The sequence below is a fragment of the Paenibacillus sp. VTT E-133280 genome (assembly GCF_002264385.1).
Taxonomy (GTDB): Bacteria; Bacillota; Bacilli; order Paenibacillales; family Paenibacillaceae; genus Paenibacillus_AQ; species Paenibacillus_AQ nitricinens.
In genome coordinates this window covers 52424-67198 of record NZ_NFUX01000040.1, presented here as the reverse complement: position 1 = coordinate 67198, position 14775 = coordinate 52424, and the positions used below count along the sequence as shown (strand labels likewise).

At 45.4% G+C, this 14775-nt stretch carries 19 protein-coding genes; 17 read left to right on the top strand and 2 right to left on the bottom strand.

The window, feature by feature from the left end:
- Positions 1-130 precede the first annotated feature (130 nt).
- Positions 131-544 (bottom strand): ImmA/IrrE family metallo-endopeptidase, encoded by a 414-nt coding sequence (locus CA600_RS17755; RefSeq protein ID WP_094871793.1) that lies wholly within the window; start codon positions 542-544, stop codon positions 131-133.
- A 31-nt stretch (positions 545-575) separates the two neighbouring features.
- A complete protein-coding gene (locus CA600_RS17750) occupies positions 576-1004 on the bottom strand; it encodes a transcriptional regulator (protein WP_094871786.1) in 429 nt (142 codons plus the stop codon).
- 285 nt (positions 1005-1289) lie between these two features.
- On the opposite strand from CA600_RS17750, the gene CA600_RS17740 reads away from it, so the two are divergent.
- The 17 genes from CA600_RS17740 (at position 1290) to CA600_RS17655 (ending at position 14769) form a co-directional block, all read left to right on the top strand.
- Positions 1290-1784, top strand: a complete 495-nt coding sequence (locus CA600_RS17740; protein ID WP_373455893.1) for an ArpU family phage packaging/lysis transcriptional regulator — start codon at positions 1290-1292, stop codon at positions 1782-1784.
- A gap of 425 nt (positions 1785-2209) precedes the next feature.
- Complete coding sequence (locus CA600_RS17735) at positions 2210-2623, top strand: phage tail terminator family protein (protein WP_094871781.1); 414 nt, start codon at positions 2210-2212, stop codon at positions 2621-2623.
- Positions 2620-2799: a hypothetical protein gene (locus tag CA600_RS17730; protein ID WP_094871780.1), complete on the top strand. Its 180-nt coding sequence runs from the start codon at positions 2620-2622 to the stop codon at positions 2797-2799. Before CA600_RS17735 ends, CA600_RS17730 begins: the two co-directional genes overlap by 4 nt.
- Positions 2799-4121 carry a phage tail sheath family protein gene (locus CA600_RS17725; RefSeq protein WP_094871778.1) on the top strand — a complete coding sequence of 441 codons (1323 nt, stop codon included), beginning with the start codon at positions 2799-2801 and terminating at the stop codon, positions 4119-4121. Before CA600_RS17730 ends, CA600_RS17725 begins: the two co-directional genes overlap by 1 nt.
- Before the next feature lies 1 nt (position 4122).
- The gene (locus CA600_RS17720; protein ID WP_042192125.1) at positions 4123-4593 is read left to right on the top strand and encodes a phage tail tube protein; all 471 of its coding nucleotides are present in this window, start codon (positions 4123-4125) and stop codon (positions 4591-4593) included.
- Positions 4594-4706: 113 nt separating this feature from the next.
- Positions 4707-5129, top strand: a complete 423-nt coding sequence (locus CA600_RS17715) for a phage tail assembly chaperone (protein ID WP_042131197.1) — start codon at positions 4707-4709, stop codon at positions 5127-5129.
- A 191-nt stretch (positions 5130-5320) separates the two neighbouring features.
- Positions 5321-7225, top strand: a complete 1905-nt coding sequence (locus CA600_RS17705) for a hypothetical protein (RefSeq protein WP_094871775.1) — start codon at positions 5321-5323, stop codon at positions 7223-7225.
- Position 7226: 1 nt separating this feature from the next.
- On the top strand, positions 7227-7979 hold the full coding sequence (locus CA600_RS17700) for a LysM peptidoglycan-binding domain-containing protein (RefSeq protein WP_094871774.1): 753 nt from the start codon (positions 7227-7229) through the stop codon (positions 7977-7979).
- 9 nt (positions 7980-7988) lie between these two features.
- The gene (locus CA600_RS17695) at positions 7989-8951 is read left to right on the top strand and encodes an XkdQ/YqbQ family protein (protein ID WP_094871772.1); all 963 of its coding nucleotides are present in this window, start codon (positions 7989-7991) and stop codon (positions 8949-8951) included.
- A gap of 5 nt (positions 8952-8956) precedes the next feature.
- Positions 8957-9253 carry a DUF2577 domain-containing protein gene (locus CA600_RS17690; protein ID WP_060625196.1) on the top strand — a complete coding sequence of 99 codons (297 nt, stop codon included), beginning with the start codon at positions 8957-8959 and terminating at the stop codon, positions 9251-9253.
- Positions 9250-9681 (top strand): DUF2634 domain-containing protein, encoded by a 432-nt coding sequence (locus CA600_RS17685; RefSeq protein WP_094871771.1) that lies wholly within the window; start codon positions 9250-9252, stop codon positions 9679-9681. Before CA600_RS17690 ends, CA600_RS17685 begins: the two co-directional genes overlap by 4 nt.
- A complete protein-coding gene (locus tag CA600_RS17680; protein WP_094871769.1) occupies positions 9674-10732 on the top strand; it encodes a baseplate J/gp47 family protein in 1059 nt (352 codons plus the stop codon). The genes CA600_RS17685 and CA600_RS17680 overlap by 8 nt, the downstream gene beginning before the upstream one ends.
- A gap of 1 nt (position 10733) precedes the next feature.
- Positions 10734-11147, top strand: a complete 414-nt coding sequence (locus tag CA600_RS17675) for a phosphoglucomutase (protein WP_094871768.1) — start codon at positions 10734-10736, stop codon at positions 11145-11147.
- Between the two features lies 1 nt (position 11148).
- Positions 11149-12171 (top strand): DUF2793 domain-containing protein, encoded by a 1023-nt coding sequence (locus CA600_RS17670; RefSeq protein ID WP_094871766.1) that lies wholly within the window; start codon positions 11149-11151, stop codon positions 12169-12171.
- Between the two features lie 11 nt (positions 12172-12182).
- A complete protein-coding gene (locus CA600_RS17665) occupies positions 12183-12518 on the top strand; it encodes a hypothetical protein (RefSeq protein WP_094871764.1) in 336 nt (111 codons plus the stop codon).
- Between the two features lie 2 nt (positions 12519-12520).
- Positions 12521-13132, top strand: coding sequence for a putative phage tail protein (locus CA600_RS17660; RefSeq protein ID WP_094871763.1), 612 nt, complete (start codon positions 12521-12523; stop codon positions 13130-13132).
- A gap of 11 nt (positions 13133-13143) precedes the next feature.
- Positions 13144-14769 carry a hypothetical protein gene (locus tag CA600_RS17655; RefSeq protein WP_094871761.1) on the top strand — a complete coding sequence of 542 codons (1626 nt, stop codon included), beginning with the start codon at positions 13144-13146 and terminating at the stop codon, positions 14767-14769.
- The last annotated feature ends 6 nt before the right edge of the window (positions 14770-14775 follow it).

Genomic DNA, 14775 nt, shown 5'->3' with positions numbered 1-14775 from the left:
GGTCGCATGTTCAAATCGTGTCATCCCGATACTCAGCTTAATTGCTCTTAGATAGCTCTTACTTCGGTAAGGGCTTTTTTTGTTATGTATAGAATTAAAACACGCATAAATTCATATAACATATGTTCTATCATTCTTCCAAAAGAAACTGTACTTCTGATGGAATGCCAATCCGTAGATAATAACTTTTGCAGGATTCTTCTTGCTCAGGATTACTGCCTATGGATAGTAGCTTTACAGCAAAAACGTTAGCTTGACGCTCAAGCTTGCCAGGAGAGAAGTAAGAGCTTTCTTCCAGGAAAAAGCGGTTAATCCCCTTGTGAAGGCGATCATGACCTAATTCATGCGCACAAACGAAGCGCTGCCACTCAACTGGCAACTCATTATGAATGACGATAAATCTTCTTCTTAGTTTTCGGTAATATAATCCCTTTGTGCCTGTCCCAAGGTTCATGAAACGAATGTGAATACCTAGCGCTGAGGCTAGCTCGAATGGACAGTTGGTTTTATATTTTTTAATCAGATTATTAATCAGTTCATCCATATTCTTCACCTGCAGCATGTTAGTGTAGTTATTAAGTGTTGTTAGATTTATTTCTCTTGTTCATCTGTTTGGCTTCCCAGAATAATCCGGTCAGTACATCTTTTATCCTCTGCTTGTCATCCTTGTCTAATGGAATTCCATCAAACATCAGCTCTCCATCATCCTCCAGCATTTTACGAAAGTCACGCTTATCCTTGCTTGTAGCCCACTCTGGGACAATCTCTTCGCTTGGAAGGGGAAGTTCCTGTAAATAGCCTGCCTGATCCATTAACTCCTCGTAAGGGACGCCTGTAGCCTCAGCAATTTTGCGTAAAGTAGTTGGCTTAGGCACGCCTCTTAGACCATTTTCAATTCGTGAAATTTGTGAACCGCTAATCCCCGCTGCTGCTGCCAATTGATTAATCGTTAATCCCTTTGCTTCGCGAAGTCCCTTCATGTAATCCCCAAATTCTATTGTCATCTCAACCACTCCTTATAGAATGATGCTTATATTATTAATATAAGTCATTTTTGCCAATTGGTAAACAACAAAGCGCATGTTATTGCCAAAAGGCAAGATAATGGAGGGAAATCTATTCTATTTCGCCCAAAACAGACGAATACCGGGTTTTACGAGATTGGTAGAGAAGTGGTATATTATAGAAAAATACGAACAGAATACGAACACTATATATTTTAGCACATTGCTTAGGAAACTTCCGCAATTTAATCTCATTCTGTCAAACCTAAAGGAGTGCATAAAATGATGAACTTATCCGCCTTACCAGAGTTGGACCGTCGCCGAACCCAGGTCGCTATAGAGAGCATGTTAGAGAAATACCGTATTTTTAAGACCGTTACATTTGAAGCTAAGGAAGCCAGTACTACTTATTCTTACACAGAAAGATTTCATGGCCCTACGAATACAGTTACTGATCAGACTGCTGCGTTAGCTTCTTATAATGTGGATGTACCGGCTGCTAGAAGAGCTTTTTGTTCAGCAATGGACTCTGTGGTAGAGAGACTCGATACGAGGGAACAGCAATTAGTAAGAGAGCGTTATATGAAAAGAGACGAAACATACGATTATACGATCTACAATCATGTGTTTGATCCACCGGTAAGTAAGGACACTTACGTGAAGATACGCACGAAGGCTTTTTACAAGATGGCTTTGGCTTTAACGGATCTCGGTCTACTGTCCCTTAACACCTTAATAACAGCACCTAGAGTGAAAAAAGAGAAGGTTAGTATTACCTAAAAAATATAGAGGGTTACTTAAGACTGTATCGTCCGAGCGGATGATGCGGTCTTTTTTTATGGATAGAACGATTCTCCGAAAAACCGCCCTATACCATCCCAAAGTTAGCGTAAACCTCGTCGGTCTACCGTCTCTGCAAGGCAAATAGGGGTGTATATTTATAACATGGCAAATGAAGCAAAAAGAACACCGCAAGAGCATGAATGCTCTGCTAATCGTTCAGCCCTACTGGTGATGTGAACAAATCTAGCGGTGAAAGATTCTTTTGGCATGGGCCTAGTGTAGAAGGGTATTATCCAACAGCGGATAGTATCCTTTTTTGTTCTTAAATTTAGTAGAGGGGGTGTCTTCTTAATGTTAATGCGATTGAAGGTTAACACCATCAAGGATCGGCGAATCGTCGCCCTTCAGAAAGGAATGGAGTGATGTCGGTACAACAATTACGAAAACACATTACGAGTACGCTGGAACGATATTTTCCAAATGTGCCTGTGTATGTGGATGGGGAGACACCTAAGACGGCTTATTTTTATCCCGGACTGATTTCAGCGACACTGGATCGCCAGCGAGAAGGCAGATATTTAGCGGTGTACCGTTTTGGTATCCGTTATGAGCAAGGCAGCTTGCTGGAAGCTGAGACAATGGCAGATAAGCTGAGTGAGGCAATGGCAGGGATGGAGCAGGATGGCGGAGCCTTTCGTGTAGCTAGGCAAGCTTGGGAAGCTGGAAAAGAGGGGCATGGGCCGCTTTTTACAACGGACTATATGGTGTATTTGCAAAGTGAGAAGCCTGACCCCATTAATATGGGTCAAATGATAGGAGGAGAAAGACTGAAATGAGCACAAAGATGAGTAGTGGAGATCGTTTTGGTAAAGAGCAGATTGTGAATTCATCGCTTTTTACGGCTAAGGAAAAGGATGTGCTGAACGTTATTTTGCAGGATGACAAAAGTTATACGATCGAAGAAGCAAAGCAATCTATGGGATTGTTCAAAAATAAGGAGGTAATGAACTAATGGCAGGTGGAACATGGACAACGCAAAATAAGGTGCGCCCTGGGGTATACGTAAATGTGGCATCCAATCAAGGGACTATCGGCAAAATGGGAGAACGCGGGATCACCGCTTTGGCACTAGCCTTATCTTGGGGAGAAGCTGGAGTGATCATGAAGCTTACCCCGCAGGACGATGTGAAAAAGCTGCTAGGTGTTGATTTGGAGCATCCTACACTGTTACCAGTGCGTGAAGCACTGAAACGGGCAGGAACCTTGCTGCTTTATCGATTGAATGAAGGGGTTAAAGCGGCGGTAACCAACAGTGGACTCCAGGTAACTGCTAAATACGGCGGTGTACGCGGAAACGATCTATCTGTTGTTATAGAGAAGAATATTGAGAATAATGCTCTTTTTGATGTGAAGACCTTGCTTAGTGGAGCTGAGCTGAATAAGCAAACGGTTGGAACGGCTGAAGAGTTAGTTTCCAACGATTATGTGCAATTCCAGAAAAATGGTGCAGAAGGCTTGAAGCTAACCGCAGGGATGCCGTTGATTGGCGGGGCTAATGGTACAGTTACAAATGGTGCACATAGCGATTTCTTATCTGCTCTTGAGGTGCTTGAGTTCCAAACGGTTGGACTAGTATCGCAGGATAGTACGCTTAAGGCACTGTATAGCTCTTGGGTAAGACGACTACGGGATACGGAAGGAAAGAAAGTTCAGGCTGTATTATCGGATTATACGGCTGCGGGTCACGAAGGTGTGATTAGCGTAAAAAATGGGGTAGTACTGAGCGACGGAACTACGATTGATAACAACAATGCTGTGGCTTGGGTGGCGGGTGCTACGGCTGCTGCCGCGGTGAATCAATCGCTGACTTATCAGGGTTATGATGACTCCGTTGACGCGGATGTACGGCTTAGTCATTCTGAGACTACAGCAGCTTTGCTGAACGGAGAGCTTCTCTTTACTTACAGTGGAGGGCGGGCCGTGGTGGAGCAGGATATTAATACGTTTACGGCATTCTCTCCGGATAAAGGCAAAGCGTTCTCTAAGAATCGTGTGCTACGCGTGCTGGATGGGATTGCGAATGATCTAAAGCGTATTTTTGAGAACTACTACATTGGTAAGGTAGCTAATAATGAAGATGGACGGGCTCTGTTCTGGTCACAATGTGCGACTTATATGAATGATCTGCAGGATATGGGTGCGATTGAGGGCTTTAACGCGCAGACAGATGTGGTCGTTGTAGCTGGTGCGGATAGTGATAGTATCGTGCTGGATGTGGCTGTGAAACCGGTAGATTCCGTAGAAAAAGTATATATGAAAGTGAAGGTGGTTTAAGATGGCATTTTTAAAAGCTAGTGATACGATTTCCGGCCAGGAGGGCCGTGCGTATGCCGTGATTGGTACGCAAGCTGAAGAGATGTTCTATGTGAAGACGCTTGAAGCTACGGTAGAAAAAACAAAGGCAGAGGTAAAGACTCTAGGCCGCCGTGGTGTTCAGCATAAAGCGACTGGATGGTCGGGAAGTGGTTCAATGACGATTTTTTATATGACTAGCCGTTTCCGCCAGATGATGCTCGATTATATGAATACAGGTGTCGATCAATATTTCGATATTGAGGTTACGAACGAAGACCCATCGTCCAGTGTTGGAGCACAACGCATTATTTTAAAAGGCGTGAACCTTGATAGTGTCATCATGGCTTCTCTTGATACAGAATCAGATGCGCTGGAAGAAGAAGTGAGCTTTACCTTTGAAGACGTGCAGATTGTGCAAGCTTTTGGCGCTCCAGCAGGCTCCGGAAACTAATAAAGACAACTAGATAGGAGCAAGTAAGGCCCGGGCGTGCAGGTGAGCGGTGGGTCTCTTCTCTGTCTAGTTAGTAGTACTAGAAGAAACTAAATCATTTTAGGAGGAAGACAATGAGTGAATTAAGTTTGTTTTTTGCGCAAAATGTAGCATGTGACACGACCGAGGAGTTTGTGGTATCGCAGCGTTTTAAGGATAAGGAAGGGAATGCAGTAGCCTGGAAGTTACGCAGTATGAACGAGGATGAGAATCAGGAATGCCGTAAAGCGGCTACCCGTAAGGTCAAAGGGAAAAATGGAGTGTATACCTCCGAGATCGAACCGAATGATTATATGGCTAAGCTGATGACTTCAAGTGTGGTGCATCCGGATCTGAAAAATGCTGAATTGCAGCGTTCTTATGGTGTGCTTGGTGCCGAAACGCTGCTGCGTAAAATGCTGCTTCCAGGTGAATTCGCTGCGCTGGGTGAACGGGTACAGGCCTTGAATGGCTTCGGTACAGATATGAACGAGCTGGTGGATGAAGTAAAAAACTAATCAACGGGGGCGACAGTGAAGCCAACCTGGCTTACTACGCCCTCCACGAGCTGCACATTTTACCACATGAGCTGATGAAGCTGTCTACACGTGAACGCGCCGCAATTTATGCGATGATCGCTGTTCGGGTGGAGAAGGAGAAGCGGGATCAGGCGAGGAGTAAAGCAAGGAAGAGATGAGGGGGTGAATGAATGAAGATAGAAGCATCTAAAGCCGTAATGCTACCGATGAAATCCCTGGCAATCTGGAAGAGTGTCAATAAACAATGTGTTCGTCTAAACAGTAATCTGGATATCGTTAATCGTTTGGTCAAGGGAATGCAAGTGGTTATTAAGCGGTCAAATGATGAGATGAGCCGTTCTCTGAATCAAGTAAACCAGTCTTTGCAGGACATCAACGATACTCTACTTGAGGGCTTTAAACGTCTCCCTCCTAAAATTGTAGTTTCCAGGGATATAGTTATTGAGCAAAGCCAACAAGCTGGGCAATCACAACAGCTAGCTCTACGAACGCTAAGTATCTCCCCTAGTGAGCAAATGGGCAAGAAAGAAGAAGAAAAAGCGAAGAAGGTAAATTGGTGGAAGGGATTAAAAGCAAAAGAGAAAAAGAAAGAAGAGGAGAAAAAGCCCGAGACGAAGGCTGATCCAGTCCCTACTCCTAAAATTAATCTGAGAAAGGAACCGCCGACTCCACCATCTCCACCATCCCCTGACTCAAAAATCATGAAATTTCTTAAGACAGCAGATGTGGTAAAACCATTTAACGCGGTTAAGTCTTTGGGGGAGAAAGCTGTAAAAGCTGCAGCAGAACCAGAAGATATCGCCAACTGGAATAAGCTGAATGACAATACAGACGCTGCGCTTAAGAAAATCGGTGAGAAAGCAATGGGAGCCTTGAGGCCAGTGATGGATACCTTGAACGAGGCGCTGACTTCAGGTCAATTGATGCCGATTATAGATGCTATGGCTAATGGGTTTCTCTTCATAGCGAATGTGATTGGTATGGTAGTTAATGGAATATTATGGTTGGTAGGAGTGGTGCAGGAGAACTGGTCCTGGATTAAACCGTTCCTAGAAGCGATAGCATTTGTCTATCTAGCAGCTATGATTGTGCAGGTGTATTCGCTTGCAGCAGCATGGATGGTAGCCAACTGGCCTATTTTAGTGGTCATTGCTGTTATTGCAGCACTTATTTATATTTTTCAACTGTTAGGTGTTTCTGCGGGCGATGTTGTTGGAGCTATAGCGGGGGCATTTGGGTGGTTAAAGGTCTATATACAGAATGTTATTATATATTGGCAAAATATATTTATCATATTTAAGGATTTCCTTCAGAACTTGTTCATAGATCCAGTATATGCCATTGATAAACTCTTTTATGACTTGGCTGTTAACTTCTTGGATCTTATGTATCAAATGGCGGTTGGTGCTGAAAACTTTGCAGGCGGTTTTATGAAGGTAGTAGCGGATGCTATTAATAAGATGTTACCAGGTGTTAAGAAGCTACTAGATTTCTTGAGCAATATACCAGGATTTGAAGGATTAGCTAATATAAAAATAGATTATATAACTCCTGAAGTACCCCGTGTTGTGAGCGGAATGATTAAAAATATGAAGGGCCAATTGGTTGCCCCAACAAGTAATAAAGCTGTAAAAAACACTGAGAAGAAAGAATTTTTAGAATATGAGGATACCGTTAATGCTTACACCCAAAAGGGAAAGGATTTCGCTGGGAAATTTGGTGATATGGGAAGGAAAGCGAAAGAATTAATAGAAAATCCCATCGGGAAAATTAATGGATCAAAAACCTCACAATCAGGACTATTAGCTAACCAAAGCAACAACCTCAACACCGTCAACCGAGTGAAACAACTCGACTCCATCAACGACACCGTAGATATCTCCAGTGATGATCTGAAAATGCTGCGTGAGCTGGCCGAGATTCAGGCGATCCAGAATTTTGTGGAGCTTACGCCGACGGTGCAGGTGACGACCGGGAATATTAACAATGCCGGAGACATTGATTCAATTATCAACAAGATCGGGCAAAAGCTGAACGAGGAGTTTGTCTCTACAGCGCAGGGGGTGTATACGTAGCATGGAAGAGTACGGGATTTTTCTTGGTTTTAATAATCAGGCGGATGCATTCCGGCTGCCAGTCAACCCGGAGACCTTGGAGATCAAGGAGAGCGGGGATGGAAAAAGCTATACCATTATCGATTTGGGTGAGATCAATACGATTGCTTATCCGAAGCTGACGGAGATCACCATCGAAAGTATCTTTCCGGCACAAAGGTATCCGTTCGTATTGGTACAAGAGGACGGGCTGAAGAGACCCTTTGAATATGTGGAGCTTATTAAGAAGTGGATGACGAGTCGCAGACCTATTCGTTTTGTATTCTCCGGGGTGAGCTATGCGGATGACACGAAAAAAGCTGAGGGGAAGCTAAACGACGCCAAGAAATGGTTAAAGGAATCATCGACTAGTGAGGATAAATCCATAGAGATTGATTTTGGTGTGAATATGGCTATGAGTATCGAAGGCTTCACTTGGAAGCTCAGTGCGGGTACATCAGGGGATATTGAATATTCGTTGTCTCTCAAAAAGTATGTATTCTATCAGGCTGTAGCTGTAAAGGTTGTCAACGATGAAGTCAAAGTAGAGCAGAAGCGGGCGAATGAAACTCCTAAACCTACTACGTATACCCTGAAATCTGGAGACAACCTATGGAAAGTTGCTAAAGAAAAGCTTGGGGATGGCAAAAGGTGTGGAGAAATCCAGAAACTTAATGGCATTAAAGATAGTGAGCTGAGGAAGCTTCCAATCGGTAAGGTCATTAAGCTGCCGTAGGAGGATGTTATGGAACTGCTTGTGAAGAATAAGGAAGGTAATCTATGGGATATTTCTGGCATCGTCTCCGATATTTCTTGGAAAACGGCCCGCTCAGGAAAACCGGCAACGCTAGAATTAACACTTGTGGACAGTGGAATCTATCAGCATCCCAAGTTCGGCATCAGCAACGGTGATATTATTCAGTTCAGCAAAGATCATGTGGATGTATTTTACGGGTTTGTGTTCAGCATTGATACAGGCTCGGATCAGGAGATTAAGCTGACTGCCTATGATCAGATGCGTTATTTGCTGGGCAATGGCAGTTATGTTTTGCAGGATGTTACGGCTAGTGATGTTATCAAAAAAATAACGCAAGACTACGGACTGCAGACAGGTGTGCTTGAGAATACAGAGTACCGGATTCCCTCTTTAATCGAGGATGACAAAAAGCTGCTGGACATCATTATGGGAGCGATCGGCAGTGAGCTTCAGTTTAAGGGGCGGTTGATGGCTTTTTACGATGATTTTGGCAAGCTTACACTGCGTAAACCGGAGTCTATGCTGCTTAATCTGGTGCTGGGAGCGGGGAATTATCTGTATGATTATTCTCTCAAAAAAAGTATTGATGATGATACGTACAACACGATCTTTCTTTACAAGGATAATGAGAAGTCTGGTAAGCGTGATTTCTTTCCGGTTAGTGATAAGGACAATGTGAAACGCTGGGGAATCCTGCACTTGTATCAGAAGGCCGATGACAAAGCGAATGCTGCACAAATTCAGGAGAAGGCAAATAATCTGCTGAAAATGCACAACCGTGAAAAGCTTAGTCTCTCCGTACAGGCGATTGGTGATATGCGCGTAAGGGCTGGTAATTTCATTTATGTCCTGCTTGATGAATTTAAGACTCAGGTGTTTCTGGTGGATCAATGCAGTCATAAGATTTCCGGTGGGGAGCATACGATGTCCCTCGATATAAAGGTGGTGTAGAGATGATGTTGGATATTATAAAAAAAGCAAGCTTAGGAGCCGTGGGAAATACAAATCCCGTGGCTTTTTCTTATGGGACGGTAACGGAGGCAGCTCCTTTGCAGATCCAGGTGGATCAACGTTTTATTTTATCGGGGAATGCGCTAGTACTGCCTGAATCGGTAATGGAAAGCAAAATCGAGCTAGAGGGTAGAGAAGTAGTAGTGCGTCGAGGACTTGCCTCTGGTGATCGGGTTCTGATGGTTCGGATGCAGGGTGGACAAAGCTATATTGTACTGGATCGGCTGGTGAGTCCGATATGATTCCTGCGATTGGAAAAGCTGGACCGATAACTGCTCTTCTTGAAGGCGAGGTCAACCTTGAGCGTGGGGAAAGCCCCAGTCTAACCTACCGAATGGATTGGGACAGAAGAAGGATTACTGGCCAAGCGGATGGACTTGAGGCCGTGCAGCAGGCAGCGGCCAAAATTCTGCGAACCGATAGATTTGAACATCTGATTTACAGTGCGGATTACGGAACAGAGTGGCAGCTGGTTCTGGGTAAGGATCGGCTGCTGGTCAGAGCTGAAATCAGACGTGTCGTTAGTGAGGCTTTACTTCAGGATGAACGAATCCTTGGCTTAGAAAATATTGAGGTTTCTTTTAACGGGGATAATCTAACTTTTGATTGTAAGGTGGTCACACGTTATGGCAATTTTCAGCTGAGAAAGGAGTGGAATGAGGATGTATGAGGATCAGACGTATGAGGCTCTTTTGGAGCGAATGCTGGACCGGGTTCCGTCAGGTTTGGATAAACGCGAGGGCAGCATCATTTATGACGCGCTTGCTCCAGCAGCAGCAGAGCTTGCGCAGATGTACATTGAGCTGGATGTGAATAATAATCTGTATTTTGCAGATACGGCTACCGGAGAGTACTTGGAGAGAAGTATCGCCTGGTCAGGAATTGTAAGGCGTGAAGCGAGTAAGGCGCAGCTGAAGGGGATTTTTTATAAAGCGGATGGAGGATTTGTGGATGTTCCTCTAGGCAGCCGCTTCTCTCTCGATATGCTGAATTATATTGCCGTGGAGAAGTTATCTCCTGGAGTGTATCGGCTGGAAAGTGAAACTGCTGGAGAAGAAGGAAGTCGATACTTCGGCTCTTTGCTGCCAGTGGATTATATTTCAGACCTTGCGCGTGGGGAAATAGCTGCTCTATTGATTCCCGGAGAGAACGAAGAAACCGATGAATCGCTACGCCAACGTTATTTGGATTCAGCCAGGCGCCCAGCTACTAGCGGCAATAAATATCACTATATGGAGTGGGCGATGCAGGTTGTGGGGGTGGGGGCTGCACGTGTTTTTCCGTTATGGAACGGTCCAAAGACGGTGAAGGTGATCATCGTAGATGCCGAGAAACGTCCTGCTTCTGAGCTGCTAGCAGCGAAGGTTCAGCAATATATCGATCCCGTCTCAGGAGCGGGCGAAGGACAAGCCCCTGTGGGTGCTGTTGTAACGGTTGCCTCGGCAACGGGCAAAAGTATCAATATAAGTGCAAAAGTAACCCTCGCATCAGGCTATGCGCTGCAAGTTGTTAATGAAGAATTCAAAGTAATTCTTGAGAGCTATCGCAAAGAGAAGGCTTTTTCAGCAACCTATATCAGTCAGTCTGTAATCGGGGCACTATTGCTAGCTACTGAGGGAGTCGCGGATTACAGTGAGCTGAAGCTGAACGGTGGAGCGGGCAACGTAATGTTGAACGTAGAAGAAGTACCGTTGTTCGGCAATGTTTTACTGGAGGTGTAGCATGGGGTATCCAGAGCAGATTGATATATTTCAAGACAAGCTTAATAAAAAAGCAAACGGTGGCAGCTATGTAATTGAAGAGAGATTACCGCTTGAAAATGGCATGTACAATGGTGTGCTTGCGCATGACAACATTAATAATCAGACCATCGCCGTGTACACAGGATCACAGTATTCAGGGATTGAACTACGTAATTTTACGGTGTCTTTTCCGGATGAGGCGCCGTGGCGGCGGTTGATTAAGATTTTTGCCGATGTGCCAGAGGTTTATGTGACTTACGAAACCCCCGGCGATACCGTTGAAGCAGAGGATATTAATGGTTTGCAAGGTAGCCTTACAGCCGTACAAAGTGAACTAGAGCGTTATAAGAGCAAGGGCCAGATTGACGGAGGATCATTTAGAAGAGAGGTGTAAAATGGCACAGACCATACAAATAAAGCGGGGTACTAAGGCTGAACTAACGAGTTATGGAGTCTTGAAGGCGGGTGAGCTTGGTTTTTGCAGTGATACTAAGGAAGTTTATATTGGTGACGGCACGTCTAATTCCATGGTCGGAAGGGCGCTATCGGGTCCAGAAGCTTCGCGTCCGGTTGCAGGAGCCGTTGGCCGTTTGTATTACGTGACTACGGGGACGAATAGCGGATATTTATATTTTGATGATGGGGCTGCTTGGCGGCGGGTGAATGCGCAGAAGCTTAGCGATCTGACAGGTACAATTGACGATATCGCTGATGGAGCAACTTATGCGAAGGTGCTTAAAGCGGATATTAGTGCGGGACATATCAACAAAGTATCAGATGGTACGAACGTAAAGACTGCGGCTGAGATTAAGACTCACATTGACGATGTGACCAAGCATCGGACGATCAATGATGCCGGGACTACGATTACAGACTTGTGGTCTGCACAGAAGATTAAAAATGAAATTGAGCTGGCCAAGCATAACATCGAACCGCAAGCGTCGGTAAAAGATCAGAACCTGCTGGCTCCACCTGCCAGTCCGGTTGAGGGGGATCGATATATTATTCCAGCAGGGGCAATCGGGGCATGGGCGGGGAAAACGAATCAAATTGTTGAGTACCAATCTGCTGCATGGGTATTTTATGTTCCTGCCGTAGGCTGGACCGCTTATGTCGATGATGAGCAGAAGATTTATAGCTGGAATGGCAGCGCATGGGTTCGCACGGGTGGTGCGTTACAGACCATTACAGCTGGAAACGGACTGATTGGTGGTGGTCAGGCCGATGCTGTGACGCTGAATATTGGTGCAGGCAACGGGATCACGGTTACTGCAGACGCGATTGCGGTTACAGCTGGAAAAGGGATCACTGTAGATGGAACCGGTGTAGCTGTAAGTGTGGATGGAAGCAGCATCATTTATGATGCTGCGAATGGCAATAAACTTACTGTAGCCAGTATTGATGGCGGAACATTCTAGGGGGCGGGACAATGGCTTTAAAGACATTGATTCAAATACGCCGCGGCTTGGAAAGTGCGATTGGCGCACTGGCTATTGGTGAGCTTGGCTACTGTACTGACACTGGTAAGCTATATATCGGTTCTGCTGCTGGGAATGTCTTGCTAGTTGCGGCACAAAGTACCGGGGACATGCTGAAAAGCATTTACGATACGAATAACAATGGCAAGGTGGATTTTGCGCAACAAGCGGATAGTGTAGCTTGGACGGGGGTAGCGGGGAAGCCATCCGTGTTTCCTCCAGCGGCGCATACACATGATTATTTGCCCAAAGGGCCCCTAACCTGGAATCAACTGAAGGGGGTGTGAGGATGAGTTACGGCAGCTCTTTATTCAGCGAATTATTGTATTCCGCAGATGAAGATTCGAATCATCCGGGTGAAGTCGAGGCGCCTGATCTAATGCAGTATTTGCCGGATTATTATAAAGATGTCCGCGAAATGGAGAAGCTTCAGGAGACCATCGGGCTAGAAATTGGTGGACTGAAGGTAGGTACTATAGATGTACTGGATCAGGCATTTGTTGAAACGGCAACGGTAAGCCTTGGACGTTGGGAAGCTGAGCTTGGACTAAATATTGATTCATCTAAGTCATATGCCACACGCCGAGAGATGATTAAGGCGAAGCTGCGTGGAAACGGGACAACAACGCCGGAGATGATCCAGCGGACGGCGTCCGCTTTTTCGGGTGGCGTGGTTGAAGTGAAAGAAGTGCCTGATGAGTATCGTTTTGAGATCCATTTTGTAAGTACGCTGGGCATTCCTCCCAATATGGCAGGGTTGATTCAAATCATCGAAGAGATTAAACCTGCGCATTTGGCTTATGAATTTGTGTTCAGCTATACCTGGTGGGACTCCGTTAAGGTTTTGACTTGGGAGAATGCTCACAGTAAGACATGGAACGAATTACGAACTTATAGATAGGAGAGTGACACATGCAAACCACAGGAAATTTGGGATTAAAGAAGCCCGAGGGAACAGATATCGTTGATATTACCGATCTGAACGGAAATATGGATATCTTGGATAATTCCGTTAATGGCAAAGTTGATAAGGTTACTGGTAAGCAGCTGTCCACGAATGATTACACCGCAGCTGAGAAAACGAAGTTGGCGGGGGTTGCTACGGGGGCAACGAATTATACCCACCCAGCTACCCACCCAGCAGCTATTATTGTTCAAGACGCTAGTAATCGGTTTGTTACAGATGCTGAAAAGACGGCGTGGAATGCTAAAGAGACTCCAGCTGGCGCTCAGGCAAAAGCGGACGCAGCGGTCGCGGCGGGAAAAGCGGACTATATTCGTCAGCCGGGGTATGCTGCCACTAGTGGCACAGCTACAGCTTATAGTGCAGTTCTAGCCCCAGCGCCTACGACAATCCCGGATGGATTCGGTATCACTATCGTTCCACACGTAACCAATGGTGCAAGCCCTACGCTCAGTGTTAACGGACTTGCAGCGGCGCCTCTTAAAGATCAAAAAGGCGTAGCTTATGCAACTGGGAAGCTCATCGCTGGGAAACCTTATACGTTCCGGCGTGTGGGTACGGATTTTTTGGCAGATAGCGCGGGTGGCTCTGGTAATGCGGTAGCAGGAGACATTCGCGCAGGAAAAACGGCGGCAACAGACGCAGGGGATATTACAGGCACACTCCCGGTTCAAGCTGGTGGTACGGTCACTCCAGGAGCAACTGCTGTCGTTAAGGCAGCCGGAATTTATGATGCAGCTATCACGGTTGCAGCTGTTACGGTGCCAGCAGATAAGGTGCTTGCAGGAACTACAATCGCTGGTACTGCTGGTACTTTGCCCTTAAGAAATTCAACTAACGGTGCAAGTGGCACAGGTGGGCATCATGTAGCTTCTGACCAAACTGTTGGTGCATATTCAGCTGGTGATGGTCAAAATTATGTATATTTAAAACCAAACCCAGGTGGAGGGGGTGCTGTTGCATATGAGGGGGATGTTTGGGTGAGAGCGGCGGCTCCCGACCTGTTGCCACAGAATTTCTTAGGAGGAAAAACTGTTCTAGGTATGGCTGGCGGGATACCTGATTATTCAGCGTATCCTCACAATGGGGGATATATCACATCAAAAAACACTAGAGGTGATAGCGCGGGAAGTCTAGTAGTATCACCACCTACAGGATTTTATAAAGAGGGCTTAAATAGTATGGGATTCGGTGCGATTATATCGACAGACGGTAACTATGTACCTTGGAACATTCGTGCTGGTGTTTCTATTTTTGGTGTGACTGGAACATTACAACCTCTTCAATCCGCAAGAGGAATGGTTTGGGGGAGTGGGTCAATAACAATTACAGGGCTAAGTTTTACTCCAAAAGTATTCACCTTTTCTTACAACGAAGCTAGCACAACTGGATGGACTAATGTGAATGGTTTTTGGGTTGATGATGCTATAACTATAAGAGGCAATATATATGGTGTTACAGTCGGCGGCAGCAGTATACCGGTTACTTTTACACCTACTGCAGGCGGTATTACCGTAACTAATTCATATAATCAGATTGTAGCTCAAGAATATAAATGGGTGGCTTGGGGCTAAGAAAGG

What these genes read in the sequence shown, in the direction of transcription:
- CA600_RS17695 (WP_094871772.1), top strand. Translation starts at nt 7,989, where the DNA reads ATGGAACTGCTTGTGAAGAATAAGGAAGGTAATCTATGGGATATTTCT.
- CA600_RS17755 (WP_094871793.1), bottom strand. Translation starts at nt 544, where the DNA reads ATGGATGAACTGATTAATAATCTGATTAAAAAATATAAAACCAACTGT.
- CA600_RS17735 (WP_094871781.1), top strand. Translation starts at nt 2,210, where the DNA reads ATGTCGGTACAACAATTACGAAAACACATTACGAGTACGCTGGAACGA.
- CA600_RS17665 (WP_094871764.1), top strand. Translation starts at nt 12,183, where the DNA reads ATGGCTTTAAAGACATTGATTCAAATACGCCGCGGCTTGGAAAGTGCG.
- CA600_RS17655 (WP_094871761.1), top strand. Translation starts at nt 13,144, where the DNA reads ATGCAAACCACAGGAAATTTGGGATTAAAGAAGCCCGAGGGAACAGAT.
- CA600_RS17715 (WP_042131197.1), top strand. Translation starts at nt 4,707, where the DNA reads ATGAGTGAATTAAGTTTGTTTTTTGCGCAAAATGTAGCATGTGACACG.
- CA600_RS17685 (WP_094871771.1), top strand. Translation starts at nt 9,250, where the DNA reads ATGATTCCTGCGATTGGAAAAGCTGGACCGATAACTGCTCTTCTTGAA.
- CA600_RS17670 (WP_094871766.1), top strand. Translation starts at nt 11,149, where the DNA reads ATGGCACAGACCATACAAATAAAGCGGGGTACTAAGGCTGAACTAACG.
- CA600_RS17740 (WP_373455893.1), top strand. Translation starts at nt 1,290, where the DNA reads ATGAACTTATCCGCCTTACCAGAGTTGGACCGTCGCCGAACCCAGGTC.
- CA600_RS17680 (WP_094871769.1), top strand. Translation starts at nt 9,674, where the DNA reads ATGTATGAGGATCAGACGTATGAGGCTCTTTTGGAGCGAATGCTGGAC.
- CA600_RS17750 (WP_094871786.1), bottom strand. Translation starts at nt 1,004, where the DNA reads ATGACAATAGAATTTGGGGATTACATGAAGGGACTTCGCGAAGCAAAG.
- CA600_RS17730 (WP_094871780.1), top strand. Translation starts at nt 2,620, where the DNA reads ATGAGCACAAAGATGAGTAGTGGAGATCGTTTTGGTAAAGAGCAGATT.
- CA600_RS17720 (WP_042192125.1), top strand. Translation starts at nt 4,123, where the DNA reads ATGGCATTTTTAAAAGCTAGTGATACGATTTCCGGCCAGGAGGGCCGT.
- CA600_RS17660 (WP_094871763.1), top strand. Translation starts at nt 12,521, where the DNA reads ATGAGTTACGGCAGCTCTTTATTCAGCGAATTATTGTATTCCGCAGAT.
- CA600_RS17700 (WP_094871774.1), top strand. Translation starts at nt 7,227, where the DNA reads ATGGAAGAGTACGGGATTTTTCTTGGTTTTAATAATCAGGCGGATGCA.
- CA600_RS17675 (WP_094871768.1), top strand. Translation starts at nt 10,734, where the DNA reads ATGGGGTATCCAGAGCAGATTGATATATTTCAAGACAAGCTTAATAAA.
- CA600_RS17725 (WP_094871778.1), top strand. Translation starts at nt 2,799, where the DNA reads ATGGCAGGTGGAACATGGACAACGCAAAATAAGGTGCGCCCTGGGGTA.
- CA600_RS17690 (WP_060625196.1), top strand. Translation starts at nt 8,957, where the DNA reads ATGTTGGATATTATAAAAAAAGCAAGCTTAGGAGCCGTGGGAAATACA.
- CA600_RS17705 (WP_094871775.1), top strand. Translation starts at nt 5,321, where the DNA reads ATGAAGATAGAAGCATCTAAAGCCGTAATGCTACCGATGAAATCCCTG.